General features: G+C 70.7%; 10 protein-coding genes and 1 pseudogene. 4 read left to right on the top strand and 7 right to left on the bottom strand.

Going from position 1 to position 17,378, the window contains the following annotated elements:
* Positions 1–509 precede the first annotated feature (509 nt).
* From ACFU95_RS44695 to ACFU95_RS44685, 3 genes are read right to left on the bottom strand one after another with little or no spacing between them, the layout of a single operon-like run.
* Entirely contained in the window at positions 510–2,363 is a 1,854-nt protein-coding gene (locus tag ACFU95_RS44695; RefSeq protein WP_383841460.1) for an AAA family ATPase, read from the bottom strand.
* Complete coding sequence (locus ACFU95_RS44690; RefSeq protein WP_383841457.1) at positions 2,360–3,241, bottom strand: hypothetical protein; 882 nt, start codon at positions 3,239–3,241, stop codon at positions 2,360–2,362. The genes ACFU95_RS44695 and ACFU95_RS44690 overlap by 4 nt, the downstream gene beginning before the upstream one ends.
* A 6-nt stretch (positions 3,242–3,247) precedes the next feature.
* Positions 3,248–5,506: an NACHT domain-containing protein gene (locus ACFU95_RS44685; RefSeq protein WP_383841454.1), complete on the bottom strand. Its 2,259-nt coding sequence runs from the start codon at positions 5,504–5,506 to the stop codon at positions 3,248–3,250.
* A 150-nt stretch (positions 5,507–5,656) separates the two neighbouring features.
* Between ACFU95_RS44685 and ACFU95_RS44680 the strand changes: the two genes are divergently transcribed.
* Positions 5,657–7,999, top strand: coding sequence for a WD40 repeat domain-containing protein (locus ACFU95_RS44680; protein ID WP_383841451.1), 2,343 nt, complete (start codon positions 5,657–5,659; stop codon positions 7,997–7,999).
* On the opposite strand, the gene ACFU95_RS44675 is transcribed toward ACFU95_RS44680, so the two are convergent.
* Positions 7,948–9,048 (bottom strand): polyprenyl synthetase family protein, encoded by a 1,101-nt coding sequence (locus ACFU95_RS44675; protein WP_383841448.1) that lies wholly within the window; start codon positions 9,046–9,048, stop codon positions 7,948–7,950. The genes ACFU95_RS44680 and ACFU95_RS44675 overlap by 52 nt on opposite strands.
* 69 nt (positions 9,049–9,117) lie before the next feature.
* Complete coding sequence (locus ACFU95_RS44670) at positions 9,118–11,118, bottom strand: hypothetical protein (RefSeq protein WP_383841445.1); 2,001 nt, start codon at positions 11,116–11,118, stop codon at positions 9,118–9,120.
* A gap of 299 nt (positions 11,119–11,417) precedes the next feature.
* On the opposite strand from ACFU95_RS44670, the pseudogene ACFU95_RS44665 reads away from it, so the two are divergent.
* A pseudogene (locus ACFU95_RS44665) lies at positions 11,418–11,582 on the top strand (transposase); the annotation flags it as partial.
* A gap of 272 nt (positions 11,583–11,854) precedes the next feature.
* Positions 11,855–13,063, top strand: a complete 1,209-nt coding sequence (locus ACFU95_RS44660; protein ID WP_383841443.1) for a metallophosphoesterase — start codon at positions 11,855–11,857, stop codon at positions 13,061–13,063.
* A 332-nt stretch (positions 13,064–13,395) separates the two neighbouring features.
* Here the strand turns inward: ACFU95_RS44660 and ACFU95_RS44655 are convergent, their stop codons facing one another.
* Together ACFU95_RS44655 and ACFU95_RS44650 are read right to left on the bottom strand one after the other, a co-directional pair.
* Positions 13,396–13,884, bottom strand: coding sequence for a GNAT family N-acetyltransferase (locus tag ACFU95_RS44655; RefSeq protein WP_383841440.1), 489 nt, complete (start codon positions 13,882–13,884; stop codon positions 13,396–13,398).
* A 623-nt stretch (positions 13,885–14,507) separates the two neighbouring features.
* Complete coding sequence (locus tag ACFU95_RS44650; protein WP_383841437.1) at positions 14,508–16,928, bottom strand: tetratricopeptide repeat protein; 2,421 nt, start codon at positions 16,926–16,928, stop codon at positions 14,508–14,510.
* Between the two features lie 162 nt (positions 16,929–17,090).
* On the opposite strand from ACFU95_RS44650, the gene ACFU95_RS44645 reads away from it, so the two are divergent.
* Complete coding sequence (locus tag ACFU95_RS44645; RefSeq protein ID WP_383841435.1) at positions 17,091–17,303, top strand: hypothetical protein; 213 nt, start codon at positions 17,091–17,093, stop codon at positions 17,301–17,303.
* Positions 17,304–17,378 lie beyond the last annotated feature (75 nt).

The raw sequence follows: 17,378 nt of genomic DNA, 5'->3' as shown, positions 1-17,378 counted from the left end.
AACGGAGTCGCGGCGACCGTTGAGGACACCGAGGTCTTTCTGGCGTGCTCCGCCGCCGTGCTGAGGCTGCGCACCGTCAGGAGGGAACGCCACGCCGCTGCACAACGGGCCGCTTCGGCGCCGCGTCTTCCTCCTTACCCAACGTCCGCAGCTCGCTTACGAAGCGCGTCACAGGCCCGTAGAGCGGATCCAGTGGCCGTTCGCGACGCCCCATCGCTCCCCATCCCCCATGGCATTGGCCCGAGGCTGACGCTACGGCCCCCTCTGCGACAGCCACCAAGGCGACACGACGCCAACTCACGCGGTCGGTACGAGATTGTCTGCACTGCTCCAACCGTGTACCTCTACCCCCCCAGTCGGCTGGTACTGCCTGCACGGCGGTCACCCAGGTTTGGCAGCGCGAGCACCGGTCCCCTCACACCAGCAGGTTCGTGCCTGAAGCCTCCGGCCGGGATACGGGATGGGACCGTCATTGAACAGGGGTGCTCAGGCCGGGAGTTGGTCAGTGCTCAGCCTCGTGGATCCGCATCAGGCTGCACCAGGTGCCGCCAGCGTTGGATGAGGGTCGAGCGAAGGATGTCGTGGAAGAGCCGGTAGACCGGTTCCCCGTCTTCGTCGTCCAGGACGAGGTATGCGCCCATACGGGAGGAGAGCAACCAGGCGATCTCCTCGTCGCCGTACGGGTCTGCGGCGAAATCGGACAGGGCGTTGGCCACCACGGGCCAGATGTCGCTGCGTGGCATCCCCCGGCCGTAGGCGTACGCCACGGCCCGCAGCAGTTCCACGGCGGCGAATCGGTCATGCTGTTCAGGGAAGGTGCGGCGCAGGTCGTCCCGGAAGATCCCGACGATGCCTTCGGTGAGCAGGGTCTCCCACTCTCGGTCGCCGGGATCCACAACGGTGGCGCGGGTGGCGAGGTTCTCCGCCGCCATGCAGGCCATCAGGTAGGAGGAACCCGCCGCTTCGGCGACGGCCCGCGCTACGTCGGCGGCCTGGAGTTCCTGGCCTCGGTACGGGGAGTTCTCGGTGTGCAGCAGGAGCGCCGTCACGGTGGAGGCGACTTCTTCCGGCTGCCAGTAGGGAGGCTCGTCAAGCCGTACGCGATCGGCGTTCAGGAGTTGTTCGGCGTGGTCCGCGAGGGTGTCCAGGGCCAAGCCGGCGGCGAGCGGATCCGGTCCTCCGGGTGATCGCATTGCGATGATCAGCCGGAGCCGACGGCGTCGGGCTCGGGGTGGTTCGAGCCGGACGAGCAGATCCTGCAGCAGCGAGTCCGGGGCGGCTGCCTCATCGAGGGCGTCCACCACCACCGTGACGGGTTCCGGCTGGCTTTCGTACCAGTGCGCCCAGGCGTCGAGCCACTCCTGCGGGGAAGAGGAGACGCCGGGGCCGGCGGGGGAAGCGATGTCCAGGGCCTCGAAGATCCGGGCCATCAGCTCGGTACCGCTCAGGCCTGCGGCGTCGACGAAGGCGTCCACCCTGCGCGGACGGGTCATTTTTGCCAGCCGGACCAGAGCCGCCGACTTTCCGCTTCCGGCGCGCCCGGTCACCAGGAGGGTGTGGGGGGCGTCCGCGGCGGCCCGGATGAGGCGGCGCATGAGGTCGCCGCGGCCGAAAGGCGTGTTCTCGGCGTCCCGGCTCTCCACGGGGGCTGCGTATGCGGGGTTCGGCAGACAGGGGTGCGGCCCGGACCGCCGAGGCCCGAGAACATGGAGCGTTCTCCCGAAATGCTTCTGCACCCCGCGGACGAAGTCCTCCGCGTGGAGCAGCGGGCCGGGCTTGTACTCCTCCGGCTGCGCGACGACGTCCCGAAGGAACTCCGCGATGGCGTTGGTCAGTGCCCCGCTCTCCGTTTCCTCGTTTCTGGCCGCGCTCAGCACGATGAGCCACCCCGGGCGCATGGGCTCGTCCCACTGGGCGATGTCGACGCTGACCTTCTCGGCATAGCACTGGTCGACGATCAGCAGGAGGTAGTCGATCCTGGTCTGCGCGAGCCAGCCGATGAGGTCCCCGGTGCGCAGCATGGTGGCGTCGTCCCGCAGGACGATCCAGTGGGTGTTCCCGGCGACCGTGCCATGACCCGTGATGTAGACGACCGCGGCATCGCTCTCGCCCCAGCGCAGCTGCGCCTCCGGAGGCTGGAGCGCCCGTCTGATCTCCGTCTCCGTGGGGTTGTCGGCGAGATGAGGATGGAGATGGCCGAAGCGGCGATCTCCCAGCGTCTTCGCGCCCAGCCAGTCCCACAGCACGCGCACCTCGTCGGCTACCGGCAGTTGCTGCGGTTGCCACCTCGGATCGTCGTAGTCGGCGGTCGCGATCGCCACGAAATGACGTCTGAGGACGGCCTCGTGGCCTGCCTCTGTCACGAGGCGGTCTCCTTGAGAACCCCCCACACCGCCGATCCCGTTTCGATTTTGCCGAGATAACGGGTGACGGAGTGCGCGTCGCTCTGGTTGTCGACGAACCGGTCGTCCACGCCGGGCCACAGGTCGGCCAGTCTTCTGCCTGCCGTCACAGGGTCGCGGGGGTCGAGCACGTTCACCCAGGCACGCGTTCCCGCCGGGAGACGGCGCACCGCGCCGTACCGCGGGTTGGGCATCCGGGATCGGACCACGCGGAGCCCCAAGGGGGAGCCCAGTGTCACCAGCAGGTCGAGGCGGCGGCGTCCGTGTCGACGCAGGTATTCGAACGCGACCACGGAGCCAAGGGAATGGCCGACCAGCACCCTGCAGTCTTCGGGGACCGCGGCGTCGACACGGTCGTCCACCTCCTGTTTCAGTACCCCATCGCCCAGGTAGCGGCGCACCTGCCGGAGCGCTCCGACGAACAGCAGGGCGGCTCCCGGGCCGTATCGCCAGTCCGCCGCGCGTACCACCGTCTGGAACGGCTTGGGAACCCGGGTGTACCCCTTGGGTGGTGCCGCCTGCGACGCCGCGATGTCCTCGGCTGTGACGATCTCCGCTACGGCTTCGAGCAGTTCGTCGGCTTCGGTCTTGTCGTCCGGATCTGCCAGCCAGGCGCCGGTGTCTTCGAGGCCGGGTATGGGTCCCTTGCTCTTGCGGCCGTCCGCGCAGGCTTTGAGGAACACGTCGGCGTAGTAGACGAGGTCGAAGGGCGGAAGGTCGACCGGCCGGCCTGCCGCGCGTTCCAGTCCGTCTCCGAGGGCAGGAGCCCAGTCCACCAGCATCTGCCGGCGGCCGAGTTGTTCCTTGCCTATCCCGTGGATTCCGATGGCGGCTGTCATGGGGGCCTACCTTTTCTTCGAGGACGGCATGGGGAAAGGGAACCGCGTGCTCGGTCTCGTCGGCTGCCTGGTGGGCTCGGCGGAGACTGCCGCGAAGTGGTCGCGGAGGTCGAGGTGGCGAAACTGGTAGGCGATGCCCGCGCGGCGCAGCAGTCCGGCCGAATGAGCGCGGGCCAGCACATGGGCCAGGCGAAAGGCGAGGTTGCCCCGGCAGCAGATGAGCATGGCGATGTGGCGTCTCCAGACTTCGGCGACGAATCCGAATCCGAGCGAGAAGCCCGCCGCCACGGACACCAGGGCGATCTGCGGAACTGACGCGGGCAACGGCAGGGAGCGCAGCAGTGCGGCAACGATCAGTGCCAGCATGCCGCCGGATATGCAGGCGGTCCTGACGTCATTGCGGATGAAGTTCTCGAAGCGGGGGTTGCGTACGTATCCGGGTTCGGCACCGCCGCGCAGGGCCACCCGTACGGCCAGGACCAGAGCCATGCCGCCACCGGCCGTACCCAGCAGCATGCCTCCGCTCGCGCCGAGGAATCCCAGCGGAAAGCGGGTGCCCAGGCCGAAGAGCAGGCCCGTGGCCAAGGCGACGGTGGACAGCACGAGGAGGTTCACCCCGTCCCGGACCGCGAGGGCGGAGCCGCATCCCAGGATCAGAGCGAACATGACCGCGTACGCGGCGGCGAACGCGGAGGCACCGGTGGCCGCGAGGAGCAGCAGGATGAGCAGGCCGCAGGCCGCCGCGGCCCCGAGTCGCCGTAGGCCCGTCGGCGTGCGGAACTTGCGCAGCACGATGTTCCGGGGGTGCGGCCAGGAGGCAAAGCTGGAGACGGCTGACAGAGCGGGAAAGCAGCCGAGCACGGCGCCGGCCAGGATCTGCAGCCAGGGCGACCACGGCATGCGCTGGATCACCCAGGTGGCGGCTACGGCAGCCGGGATCCACAGGACGAGGCTGAGCAGTGCGGTGAGGTATCGCGGGGCACGCAGCCCGCCCACCGGCCACAGCTCGTGCACCACGAGGTCCACGCTGGAGATCGTCCGTCCCGCGACATGCCGTCGCTCGTCGTTCTGCAGATGCGCGGCGAGTGTGGCGAGCGTACGGCGGGTGCGTTTCGCTCTGCCGGCGATGGCGGGGCGGTCGAGCAGTTCCTCGACCAGCCGCCCCACGGTCACCGGGGGTGCGTCGTCGATCCCGCTCTCAGCCGTGAGGTCGGCGGGGTCACGCAGGTAGGCGTCGCCGGCCTTCTTGTTGTAGATGATGACTGCCATGGCCAGCCGCCACGGCAGTTCCAGGTAGTGGGCGAGGCGGCCGGTCGCGTTGTCGTCGAGATGGGTGATCACGGCCGCCCAGTGGTCCTTGTCCGCGACGCTTTTGAGGTGGTCCTGCACCTGCTCCGCGTTCAGTTGGAGCATCTCCACGACGACGGTCTGCTCCAGTTGTGTCGCCCCCGGAGCGAGTTTCTCGTAGGTGTCCCTCCGGCAGGTGAGGACGAAGGGGACGGGTTCGTTGAAGCGCTCGCTCCGATTGAGCCGGTCGACCACTTCGGCCGCGCGGGTGGGGAGCCCGGTGTGCGGCGGGTCCATCTCGTCGAGACCGTCCAGCATCGCCAGGACCAGTCCGCGGTTCACGAGGTTCAGGGCCTTGGCCGGTGGCATTCCGGTGTCCCGTGAGATCTCCTGCGCCATCCATTCGGACATGTCCTGCGCTCGGTCCCAGCGTGAGAGTGAGAACCGCCAGGGAACCAGCCCGCCGGCATTGCGGTCCTCCAGCATCATCAGCAGCAGGTGGATGAGTGTCACCGTCTTCCCGGATCCTCCCTCGCCGAGGAACACCAGGCGCTGTGTCTCGCACCCGCGGTAGAAGGAGGCGACTTCGCTCAGCCGGCCGGCGCGGTTCCCTGCCGGGTGGTCCGCCGAGTTACGGGTCCGGCGGAAGCGCAGGTCCATCGGGTTCTCCGTCTCGACCAGTTGGCCGAACTGGGACCGCTCGCGAACCCGGCAGATCTCGGCGAGTCTGTCCGCGAGGGCCGGCTCCGAGGTGTGTTCCTCGGCCTGCGCCGCGGACAGTGTCCGCCAGGCGAGCAGGGCGGCGAGACCGGCCGCGGACAGTGTCGCCGTCACGGCCCACACCGAACGCCCGGCGTATCGCGGGCTCCAGACATCGAGGATGCCCGCGAGCAGAGCGAGGAGTGACAGGGCGAGAACACCCGTGACCGCGAATGTCGTAACGGCGCGAACGGTGAACGTCTGCCGGTACTTGTGCACGACCGGCGCTCCATCCGTCGAACGCGAAATTGCACAGAGCCAACTGGTGTCAGAATATAGCCCCCTTGTGTTCGGATGAGGTGTGTCTGCAAAGGTCGTGCGGCTTGCCCCAGTTGAGTGGACACACGCCGTTCCGAAGGGGAAGTCAGGTTGGACGACGCCGAGTTCGGGCAGCACCGCGAGGCTCACCGGCGCATCGCGGAGGGCCTCACGGCCATGGCCGCCGCCTTCGGTCCGGACGCCGAACCGCACCCCTACATTCGGCGTCATCTCGCCCAACACGCCTCTTCCGGCGGGGTGTTGGACGACCTTCATCTCCCTCCCGCGTTCCTCCCCCGGGAGACCGGCGGGGGGTTACGCGGGTTGCTCGGTCTGCCGGTCGCCGGCTCCCCCGGCACCCGGGCACTCTCAGCGTGGGCGAGCATCGAACCCTTCGTCGGTGACGCCGGATACCGATCACGGGCGTCCAGCCTCCAACTCGCTCTCGCCTCAAGCCAGAGGGGATCGGGGGCACAGACGCAGGCGATGCCCGGTTCACTGGTCCGTCCGCTGTGGTCGGAGTGGGACGTGCAGGCCAACGTCCTGGCGCGGGCCGTCTCCCCCGTGCGGAGCCTGACCGGTGTCCTCCTTCCCGGCGGGCGCCGGCTCGTGGCGGCGGGGAACGCCGAGGGCAACCTCCTGCTGTGGGACCCGGAGACCGGTTGCGGTGTAGGACAGCCCATCGCCGCCCACCAGGCATGCATCGACACCTTGACGGTGCTCCCGCTGCCCGACGGCATCCCACGGCTCGTCTCGGCAGGACGGGACCGCGTCGTCCGGATGTGGAACCCGGTCACCGGGGGCAGATGCGGGGAACTGCCGGGCCATGAGGCCTGGATCACAGCGCTCGTCGTCCTTCCAGGGACGGGAGGCTCCCTCCTGCTCGCCTCCGCCGACGCGGAAGGTGTCCTACGGGTGTGGGACCCGGCGACGGAACCGGAAAGGGCCCTCACCTGGCCCGCGCACCCGGGATACGTGAGCGGTCTGATCACCTTCACCACGCCGGAGGGGCACAGTCGCCTCGTCTCGGCCGGACGGGACCGCGCGGTGCGCGTCTGGGACCCCTCGACAGGCCTGCCCGTAGGGGAACTCACCGGAAGCAGCAGCGGGACCAGCGCACTCGCGGCTCTCCCGCAGCCGAGCGGGCGGACTCTGCTCGCCGCCGGAGACACATCGGGAACCATCCGTGTCTGGGATCTGGCCTCGCCGTCCGCAACGCCACGCGAACTCGGCGGCCACGACGGGCAGATCACAGCCATGAGCGTCCTTGGCGCACCCGACGGCGGCGGCTCCTTTCTCGCCACCGGGGACGCCACCGGCGACGTCCGCATCTGGGACCTGGCCGCGGGAACCGCTCGTCACGCCCCGGGCGGCCACCAGAACCGCGTCACCGCCATGACCGTGTTCACCGGCTCCGGGAACCGGCCGCTGCTGGCCACGGCCGGCGACGACCGCACGCTACGGCTCTGGGATCCGTCAGCCTTCGTCGGCTCCCCCGGCCCATCTGGACGCAACCGCGGCCGGACACGGTCGCTTTCGGTGGTCGCCGACGGGGGGCGACCGATGTCCGTCACGGCCGGGGCGGACGGCTGTGTCACCGTCCGCGATCTCCTCACGGGGGTCACGGCGAACCGGTGGACCGACGACGGCACGCAGGTCACCGCCGCCATGGTCGACGCCCGCGGACCGGTTCCCCTGCTCGTCACCTCCTCGGCGGACCGCTTGCTGCGGTTCCGCCAGGCGACGTCCGGCAGGGAGCTGCTGGATTCCATGGCGCTGGTGGCGGAAACCGGGGCGGTGGTGACGGCAGCGGTTCCGTTCGCGGCCGCGGACGGCGGCCCGCGGTACGCGCTCGCCGTCGGCGACGGGGTGATCCACGTATGTGATCCCTCGGCAAGGAGGATCGACAAGTACCCTTCCGGCCACCGCGCCGCCGTGACCGCCATGGCCGTCTTCCCCGGCCTGGGCAGACGCCCTCGCCTGGTGACGGTCGGCCGCGACGGGCTGGTCCTGGTCCGCGACGCGCTCACGGGCCGGGACATCGGGAGGACGATGACCGGGCACCAGGGTGCCGTGAACGCCGTCGCGGTGCTGCGCGGCAGCGGTCGGCGGACGCTGCTCGCCACGGCCGGTGCGGACCGAACCGTGCGGCTCTGGGACCCGTCGACAGGTGACGAGGAACGTGTCATCACCGGACACGAGGACGAGGTGCACACCGTCGTGCCGTTCGCCACGTCCCGCGAGCTGCCCCTGATCGCCACGGCCGGCGACGACTGCACCCTGCGAGTGTGGGCTCCCGAGGCGGGCGACTGCCTGCTCCGCGTCGTCTGCGGCGCGCCCGTCCGGCATCTCGCCGTACTGGACGTCCCCCGGCCCGTGTTCCTGCTGGGCGGCGCCGCCGGCTACCTCTGCTTCGAGGCCGACACCGATGCGTTGGGGGAAGCCATGTCGTGAAAGTTCAGCGCGGTATCTATGTTCCGTGCCAGGAGCGACCGCGCCGCTTCGGGGAACGCCGGTGAGGCGGCTGCGCTCCGTGCCTCCTCGGCGAGGGCCCGCACATCCCGCTCCACGCCCTCGCGTGCGCCGGTCTTCTCCAAGACGTCCCGGATCTCGCTCACTTCCGCTTCCGACAGATCCGCACGGCCGGCCGCGTCCAACGCCCGCCGCTGTTCCGGGGCCGCCGTCCTCCGCGCCAGGACGATCATGACGCTGAGCCGCCGTTCCCGCAGGTCGTTCGGCGGCTTGCTGCGGGCGGTCCCGAAGACGCCCTCCAGGTCGTTGCGGAGGATGTATGCCTTGCCCAGCGGCTCCGCATACGCGCTCAGTGCGGACATCAGCTCAGGGCCGCCGCCTGCCAGCGCGCATCCGATCTGCAGGGGCAGCAGCGCCACATAGCGGCCCTTGAGAGCCACCACCGCCTCTGCCGAGCCCGGCGGACCGCTGCTGCCAGCCCTGGCCGACTCGACCAGATCGATGTGCTGCGAGCCCCAGAGGTCGGCCGCCGATCTTCTCCATACGTGCTGTGCGGCAGCGGCGGCGGCGTCCGGCACGGCCCGCAGGGCGCGCGCGAACGCGTCCTCCGCCCAGCGGAGCATCAAAGCACCCTGCCAGAGCGCCACACTGCGCCCGAACGAATCGGCCCACGGTTCCTCGGGATGCTGCGCGGCGTACGCGGCCCAGACCGTCGGCTGCTGTCGCCGCCGGGGGGACGCGTCCACGATGTCGTCATGGATCAGCCCGCCCTCGTGCGAGAACTCGCAGGCGACGGCGGCGTATGCCGGCGCCTGCGCGTCCGCGGCCCCACCCGCGAGCAGCCAGCCGAGGTAGGTGAGAATCGGGCGCTCCGGGAGCCGGTGCACCGGCAGCTCTTCGATCAGGGCGGTCATGCGGGAACCGGCCGGATCGTTCAACTCGGCTGCCAGCGCCCGGTGTTCTTCGAGTATGCGGGAGCGCAGCGGTACAACCGTCGAGGCGTAGTAGTCCGTGATCTGCTTGGCATCCACTGTCGCGCGCCCCTCTCTCTACGCCCCGACGTCAGGGGGCGCGTCAACCTCCGTCCGGTATAGCAGGGGTCAGCGTGTCGCGTTGTGCGCGAAGTGATCCCGCAGTTCGAGATGGCGGAACTGGTAGGCGATACCGGCTCGTCGCAGCAAGCCCGCGCGGTACGAGTGCTCCAACGCGGCGCCAAGACGGAGCGGGAGCCGGCCGCGCGCCGAGAGGATCATTGCGACATGCCGTCGCCACGTGTCGGCGACCGCGCCCAGCCCTACGGACAGTCCCACTCCGCCTGCGGCCAGGGCGATCTGCGCCAACGAGGCATGCAGTCCCGGGAGCAGTGCGAGCAGGGCCATGGTGATGGCGAAGGTCAGCGTGCCGGAGACGAGTCCGGTGCGCAGGTCGTTCCGTATGAACTCGTCAAAGACGGGATTGCGCATATGGCCGGGTGTGGCTCTGGGGCTGCGCAGTGCCGCGGCCACGGCCGCGAACAGTGCGAGGCCGCCCGCGGCAGTGCCGAAGAGGAGTCCGCCGACCGCTCCGAGGAAGCCGACCAGCACCCGGCCCACCATGCACAGCAGGAGAGCCGTCCCGGCACCGGTCAGCACGAGAAGCCGACTGTCCGCGGTGTCCCGGACGGCCAGTCCGATGCCGGAGCCGAACACCACACCGAAGGAGATCGCGCACGCCAGGGCGTAGTCCGGTCGTCCTGTGGCTGCCAGGATCATCCCCAGCACCGCCGCGGCGGCGAAGGTCATCGCCAGCCTCGCCTGGCCGGCCCTGGTGCGCAGCCGTCCGAGCACGATCCGTTTGGGGTGCGGCCACCAGGTGAGGCTGGACCTCAGGGAGTGCAGCGGAAGCAGCGACGCGGCGATGGCGATCCCGGCATCGAGTTCCGCCGGCCAGTGCATCCGTGCGAGCACCCAGCAGGTCACCAGGGCCGCGGGTATCCACAGGACCATGCTGAGTGCCGCGCCGAGCCAGCGTGCGGGACGGTTCCCCGTGATCGGCCACAACTTGTGGACGATGACGTCCACATGGGGAAGGGGTTCGCCGCCCGCACGGCGCTGCAGCGTCTGGTTGTCGACGAGGTAGGTGGCGAGCTCGGTCAGCATGCCTTGGATACGGCGCGTCTCGCGAGCGTCCGATCCGCTGGTGCGCAGCAGGGCGGAGGCGTACAGCGGCACCAGCCCGCCCCCGGGTCGGGGCTCTTGCGTGCCGACCAGGTCCGAAGGATCACGCTGATGGCGCCTGTCAGGGCCGTGTTCGCCGTACAGGGTTGTCACCACGGCCAGCCTCCAGGGGACGGACAGTTCTTCTGCGAGCCGTCCGCCGGGGCGCCGCTCCAGCTCGTCCAGTACCGGGCGCCAGTGGGCCGGCTCGCCGAAAGCCCTGATGAAGCGGTGGATCTGCTCGACTTCGAGCGCTCTCATGGTGACGAGCGCCGTGTCGGACGGCTGCTCCTCCGGTCCGATGAGTCTCTGGTGGAAGCCGTCGCGACAGGTGGCGACGAAAGGGGTGGGGCGGCCGTCGCGCATCCGCTCATGCAGCGTCCTCAACGCCGCTGCCGCGCGGCGTGGATATCCCGCCGCCGGGGGGTCCATCTCGTCCAGTCCGTCGAGCATCGGGACGATCAGTCCCTCGGACACCAGGGTGCCTGCCTGGCTGCTGGAAAGACCACTGTCCTTGGCGATCTCCCCGGTCATCCATCGGTCGAAGTCCTGTCTGACGTCCCATCCGGAGGCCGAGACCCGGCAGGGCACCGCCTCCCCCGGCCGCCTGGCGTCGAGCAGCCCGAGGACCAGGCGCATCAGGAGCACCGTCTTGCCCGTCCCGCCCGCGCCGATCACCATCAACCGGCCTTCGGTGGAGTGGCGGTAATAGTCGGTGATGTCGCCGACGGCCAGGCTCACCGCCTCTGATGCGCTTCTGCCGGGCTCCTGGCCGAGGCTGAATCGCACGTCCATCGCAGGTACGTGGCCGACCAGTTGGTGAAGCTGCTCGGTCTCCCGCCGCTGTACCGCCTGGGCGAACTCGTCCGCCAGGGCACGCGCGTCATCCCTGTTGCCGATGCCCATGGTGGACACTCCTCACCCGGGGATGCTGTCCCTCTTCACCGTAGTGCCCTCCGCAGGCGACAGGCCCGGACGCGTGCACGAACGGAATGGAAACACCGGGCGAGGAGGGGAACTTGTTCTCAGCGACCGGCAGAGCCGGAAGCAGCGCTCGCCCGGGCAGCGTCCGTCGGCGCGTTGGTGACGCTGTGTCCGCCGCGGGCGTGTGCGCTGCGGCCGTTGCGGCCTCCCATTGATCGGGATGGTGACCGCATGGATGAAGACGGCCACCGGCTGATCTTCGAAGTGTCGAAGCCTCGAAGGAGATCAGCACGATGACAGCACCTGACGGTCCCGATCTGCTGCGCGCGGTGGTCAAGACGCTCGCCGACGCGCTCGTGTCCGCGCGGGCCGACGCCCTCTGCAACGCCGATTACGGGCAGGTCAGCGACGAACGCGTCAACCACCGCAACGGATGTCGCCCGCGCTCTCTTACCGGCACCGGCATGTGGATCTCACCCGGCCCACGAGGATGGGCTGCACTCTCCACTGTTTCCGGAGCTGCTACGCCTCGCCGTTCGAAGCCGCCGCGGCGTCCGGTCAGGAGCAGAGTCACCACCCGCGTGAGGCGGGCGACGAACTCGGATGCCACCTCGCCACAGGGGGCTGCCCACGATGAGCACCCGCCCGTACGGTCGGCCCCCCGGACGGCCGGATACAGTGCGTGCGACGGCAGCCTGGTTGCTCAAGGAGCGGAAGCGTGACGGACACCGGCGAAACCCGATCCGCCGACAGCGCGGCGCACGAGACTCAGCGGAGCCGACTGCACCGCCTGATGCGCTACCTCCCCCTGATCGCCCCCGTCCTGCTGTGGACCGTGCCCTGCTGGCTGCTGCTGCACACCGGCCAGCACTGGCCGCTCGCCGGCACCGCCCTGTTCGCCCTCGGCCTGATCGGTATGCCGCTCGCGATGGTGCGCGGCCACGGCCGACGCCAGCAGGACTGGGCGGCGATCGTCGGAGACACCCTGCTGGGCATCATCTGGACTCTGTTCACCTGGTCCGTCGTGCTCGGCGTCCCGCTGCGGCTCGCCCTGACCGTGACCGGCGTCGGCGACGGCCAGGACCGGGCCCGGATCGTCACCTGGGTGGTCCTCGGCACAGCCACCGTGCTGCTCGCCTGGGGGTACGCCGAAGCCCGCCGGCTGCCCCGGGTACGCCGCCTGGACGTGCAGCTTCCGCGCCTGGGGGCCGGGTTGGACGGCACGCGCGTCGTCCTCATCACCGACACCCACTACGGCCCGCTCGACCGCGCCCGCTGGTCGGCGCGGGTCTGCGAGACTGTCAACGCGCTGAAGGCCGATCTGGTCTGCCACACCGGAGACATCGCGGACGGCACGGCCGAACGCCGCCGCGCCCAGGCCGCCCCACTCGGCACCGTGCAGGCCACCCGGGCCCGGGTCTACGTCACCGGCAACCACGAGTACTACAGCGAGGCCCAGGGCTGGGTGGACCTGATGGACGAGCTGGGCTGGGAGCCGCTGCGCAACCGCCATCTGCTACTCGAACGCGGTGGCGACACCCTCGTGGTCGCCGGCGTGGATGACGTCACAGCCGAGTCCTCCGGCCTCGCCGGGCACGGCGCCCACCTCGCCGGAGCCCTGCACGGCGCCGACCCCGACCACCCCGTCCTGCTCCTGGCCCACCAGCCCAAGTTCGTCGACCGGGCCGCGGCCGGCGGCGTCGACCTCCAACTCTCCGGCCACACCCACGGCGGCCAGATCTGGCCCTTCCACCACCTGGTCCGCATCGACCAGCCCGCCCTCGCCGGCCTCAGCCGCCACGGCACCCGCACCCTCCTCTACACCAGCCGTGGCACCGGCTTCTGGGGCCCGCCCTTCCGCATCTTCGCCCCCAGCGAGATCACCCTGCTCGTGCTCCGCTCCCCGCAAGGAGCCCCTACGCCGTAGCGCCGGGCGGGCCGGGGGCTGTGCCTGGAGATGTCGCAGGGCGCGGGCACCCCGAAGAAGAGCATCGCACCCCCGGACCGTCCGGTCGAACGCCGCCGTGGACTCCCCCACCGGCTACGACCCCAGCGACCGGCAGTCGGCCTGCGGCCTGGCCTCCGCCGGCGGCTACGGCTACGGCTACGGCTACGGCTACGGCTACGGCTACGGCTACGGCAGGACCGTCGCTATCGTCGCCGCCTACGACCGCCCCGAAACGCCCAGTCGGACCTGGCCAACACCCACCCCGGCCAGGCTCCGATGCCCCCTGCTCCACGGGGCACCGGCACACCGCGTCATTCCGCAGGAATGCGAAACTCGAATTCGGGACGGTCCCACAGCACGGCGGGCGGGTTCGCGAGCGCCGTCCCGGTCCGCACCGCACCGACGCGGTGGTAGAAGTCCTCGGCGGGAACATGCGACACGACCTTGACACGGTCGAGCCCGGCGGCACGGGCCTCGGACTGCATGTGCGCGACGAGCAGCCGTCCAAGCCCACGTCCTTGCGCTTCGTCGGCGACGAACAGCAGGTCGAGTTCCGGTGGAGTAAGGACGAGCGAATAGAACCCCAGGACCCGGCCCCCGTCCTCGTCGTCGCCCACGGCTACGAAGGTGCGGTGGGCTTCGATGTAATCAGGGCCGACCCGGTAGCCCGCCACTGCGGCCGCGTACTGACCCTCGTAGGCGCCTGAGCCACGCATGATCCGCGTGAGCCGTTTGGCATCCCGCGCGACAGCCCTCCGAATCGTGATCGGCTGGCTGATCGGGGAAGTGCGTGAGCTCATCGAGAGAGTATTTCGCACCGGGGAGTGCCTTCCTGCGGCGGGTCGGCTGCTGTCGGCGTGCTGGATGGCCGTGAGGAACCAGGGGTCCTACCCGTGGCGGTTCGCAGCACGACGTATGGAGCGCCGTGTCCGGGATACAGCGACTGGTTCGAGAGGGTTCACGGCTCCTATCAGCGTCACCCCGCTGGCTGCCGACGGCGGGGAAGGGGTGGTGCTGGTGTCGACGGTCCGGCGCTTCCTGTGTGGCGCCCCGGACTCTCCCCTCGGCGGGCCTTCGCCGTGCAGGGACCTGGGCTGACCAGGCCGTATGCCCACCGCCCCGAGCGGCAACGCTCCACCCTTACCCGCTGGGCGGGACACGCTGCTGCGGCTGGTCCATGCTCTGCCCGATCGGGACCGGCCGATGCCGAGGGTGCCGGGCGTGGACGACTTCGCCTGCCGCAAGGGCCACACCTACGGCACGGTCATCATCGACAGCGACACCCACCGCCCCCTCGACGCACTCCCGGACCGGGAGACCCCCGCGCTGGCCCGTGGAGCTGATCCGCCGCGGCCCCGACCACCTCGGCTCCGCGCACCGAGGGGCGGACCTGTGACCGCACCCGCCAGTCGACGGGGGCATCTCACAAGCGGGTCGCGATGTCGTCGGCCTCGGGGGCTCCCAGCCCGGTGAAGAGGCGGTGCGCCTCCTGCCAGTGCGCGCGGGCGGAATCCGCGTCGCCGAGCAGGGCGTGGCAGTGCGCGATCCCGTCGTGGGCGCGGGCCTGCTGGTAGCGGTCGCTGAGCCGGTCGGCGAGCGCGGCGGCCTCCTCGCAGCGTTGCCGCGCCTCCAACGGGGCGTTGAACTCGCGGAGAGTCGCGCCGAGCTCGACGAGCACGTCGACCTCCGCGAAGCGGTTGCCGATCTCGCGCATGATGTCCAGGGCCTGCCGAAGCTGTTCCAGGGCCTCCGGATGGTTTCCGGCCTCGCGGTGGACCGCGCCCAGGCTGACCAGCACGTTGGCCTCGCTGACGCGGTCGCCGAAAGCGCGGGCCAGGGCCAGCACCTGCTTGCCCATGGCCACGGCCTCGTCGGCGGCCACGTAGGTCTCCGGATAGCGTCCCAGCGGCTCGTACATCACGCCGCGCGGGGCCGCCTCGACGCCGCCCTTGACCAGGTCGAGGGCGACGGCCCCCGCGTCCTCGAAGCAGGTGCGGGCCGTGTCGTCCTCGCCCAGGTGCCGGTGCACGTGGCCGAGGTTTCCCAGCGCCCACCCCTGGCCGGCCAGGTCGGCCGCGTCGCGGAAGGCGGCCAGGGCCTGGCGGAGCGCGTCGGTGGTCTCGGGGTAGCGGCCCAGCCGCCAACGGGTTGTTGCCAGGGCCGCCAGCGCCCAGCCACGGGTGCCGGGGTCGCAGGACGTGCGAGCGCCGTGGGCGTGCAGCGCCTCGGCCTCGCGGTAGTGGCCGCCGATGCCGAGGTAGCGGGAAAGGATGGCGGACATGTGGCCGCAGTGGTCCGGCCGGTCGTGCGTCGCGGGGTGGTTCGCGGCGTGGAGGGCGGTGGCGATCAGGCCGGCCCGTTCGGCGTCGAGCCAGGAGGTCGCGTCTTCCCAGCCGGCCAGTTCCTGGGTGGGCGTGCCGGAGGAGCCGGCGGGCGGGCGCCTCTGACGCTCGTACGGAGCGAAGTGGTCCATCGCCAGCGACGCCGCGTGCCGGTGGTGGTCGAGCAGCCGGGAGAGCGCGGCCCGGCGGGCGCGGGCCGGGTCCTCGTCGTGGGACCGGCCGGCGGCGTAGACCCGCACCAGGTCGTGGAACTCATAACGGCCCAGGTCTGGTTGGCGGAGCAGGCTGGCGTGGAAGAGGGCGTCGAGGCCGTCGCGCGCGGTGGCCAGGTCGTCGTCGGCCAGCGCGGCGGTGGCGTAGGCGTCGACGGCGGGTCCGGGGTGCAGGGCCAGCAGCCGGAACAGATGGCGGTGCGTGGGGTCGAGCTGCTCGTAGGAGAGGCGGAGCGCGATCTCGACGCCGTCGTCGACGGTGAGCCGGGCGCGGTGGTCGTTGAGGCGTTCGAGGTGGTCGGCCAGGGTCCAGCCGCTGCCGCCGCGCCTGATCCGGCTGGCCACCACGCCCAGGGCAAGCGGCAGGTGGCCGACCGAGGCGGCGATCCGCTCAGCCGTTTCGAGGTCGCCGACAGGGCCGTTGCCCATGGCTCGGCTCAGCAGCTCCATCGACTCGCCCGGCGTGAACGCCTCCAGCGGCAGCCGCAGGGCCTCGGGCAGCCCGGTGATGTGGCGCCGGGTGGTGACCAGCGCCGGGCATGCCGGGGCGCCCGGGCCTGGGAGCAGTGGGCGGACCTGTTCGGCCGAGATGGCGTTGTCGAGACCGACCAGCGCCCGCAGGCCCGCCAGCCGCGTGCGGAACTCCCGGGCGCGGCCCGGCAGATCGAGCAGGCGGATGCGGTCGGGGGACATGCCGAGCAGCCGCAGGAACCCGTCGAGCACGGCGGCCGGATCGGCTGGGGCCATGCCGGGCGCGTAGCCACGGAGGTCGGCCCAGAGCACCACGTCGACCCGGTGCTCCCGGCGTAGGACGTGGGCGGCGTGGACGGCGAGCGTGGTCTTGCCCACCCCGGCCATGCCCTCGATGACCGAGACCGCGGGCGCCCGCGCGGCGAGCAGGGTGCTCAGTTCGCCGCGCCGCCCCGTGAACGCCGGGAGGTCGGCGGGCGGCGCGTCGAGGACGGTGACGACCGACGCCTCGGTGGCGTCGCCGACGACCCGGGCGTGCGCCCGCCGCCATCGCGCGCCGTCGGCGCCCAGCACCTGGGCGATCTCCACCAGCAGGTCCCCGTTCAGCCGGGTCCGGCCGGGCCGGAAGCAACGGTTGACGGTGTCGTAACTCGGCTCTTCGGGAACGCCACGCGCCCGGCGGGCACGCGCCACCCGCCGGTGCACCTCCCGCTCCGACAGGCCGGCCCAGGTCCGCAACTCGCGTAGCCGAGCGACCAGTTCGTCCAGGCTGCGCGTGCCGTCCGGCTCGGGCTGCTGCGGAGGTTCCATCGAGGTCATCCCCGTCCCCTACCCCGGCGGAGCCGGGCGACGGCCCCTCGTGACCGACTTTGACCGGGAACCGGGACGACGCCGGCGGCCTGGCCAGAAGCTGTCACAGGAATCAACCGGTTCGTCAATGTGCGGAGGTTGTGTCATGTCCTCGGAAAATGAACAGGCAGAGTGGGACGAGTCCGAGCGGAAGCGGCGCGAACGGGAGAGGCTCTGGCAACAGCAGGTGTCCAGGTCAAGGAGCGCAGCGAGTTCGACTGGATCGTACAGCTCGTCAAACGCATCGGACTCGTCGTCCAGCTCGTCCAACTCGTACGACACGTCGTCCGGCTCGTCCGGCTCATACGACTCCAGCGGCTACTGACAGAGCAGCAAGGGCGTTAGGGGGCTGGGCCCCGGGCCACGGGACCGGGGATTACAGACTCACCGGGTCGACGCACCCCCTGAACACCCCGGAAT

This window comes from Streptomyces sp. NPDC057623, assembly GCF_042800355.1.
Taxonomy (GTDB): Bacteria; Actinomycetota; Actinomycetes; order Streptomycetales; family Streptomycetaceae; genus Streptomyces.
Note: the sequence above shows the minus strand (reverse complement) of the source record. Positions and strands in the feature narration are given on the sequence as shown.

What these genes read in the sequence shown, in the direction of transcription:
- ACFU95_RS44690 (WP_383841457.1), bottom strand. Translation starts at nt 3,241, where the DNA reads ATGACAGCCGCCATCGGAATCCACGGGATAGGCAAGGAACAACTCGGC.
- ACFU95_RS44670 (WP_383841445.1), bottom strand. Translation starts at nt 11,118, where the DNA reads ATGGGCATCGGCAACAGGGATGACGCGCGTGCCCTGGCGGACGAGTTC.
- ACFU95_RS44655 (WP_383841440.1), bottom strand. Translation starts at nt 13,884, where the DNA reads ATGAGCTCACGCACTTCCCCGATCAGCCAGCCGATCACGATTCGGAGG.
- ACFU95_RS44650 (WP_383841437.1), bottom strand. Translation starts at nt 16,928, where the DNA reads ATGACCTCGATGGAACCTCCGCAGCAGCCCGAGCCGGACGGCACGCGC.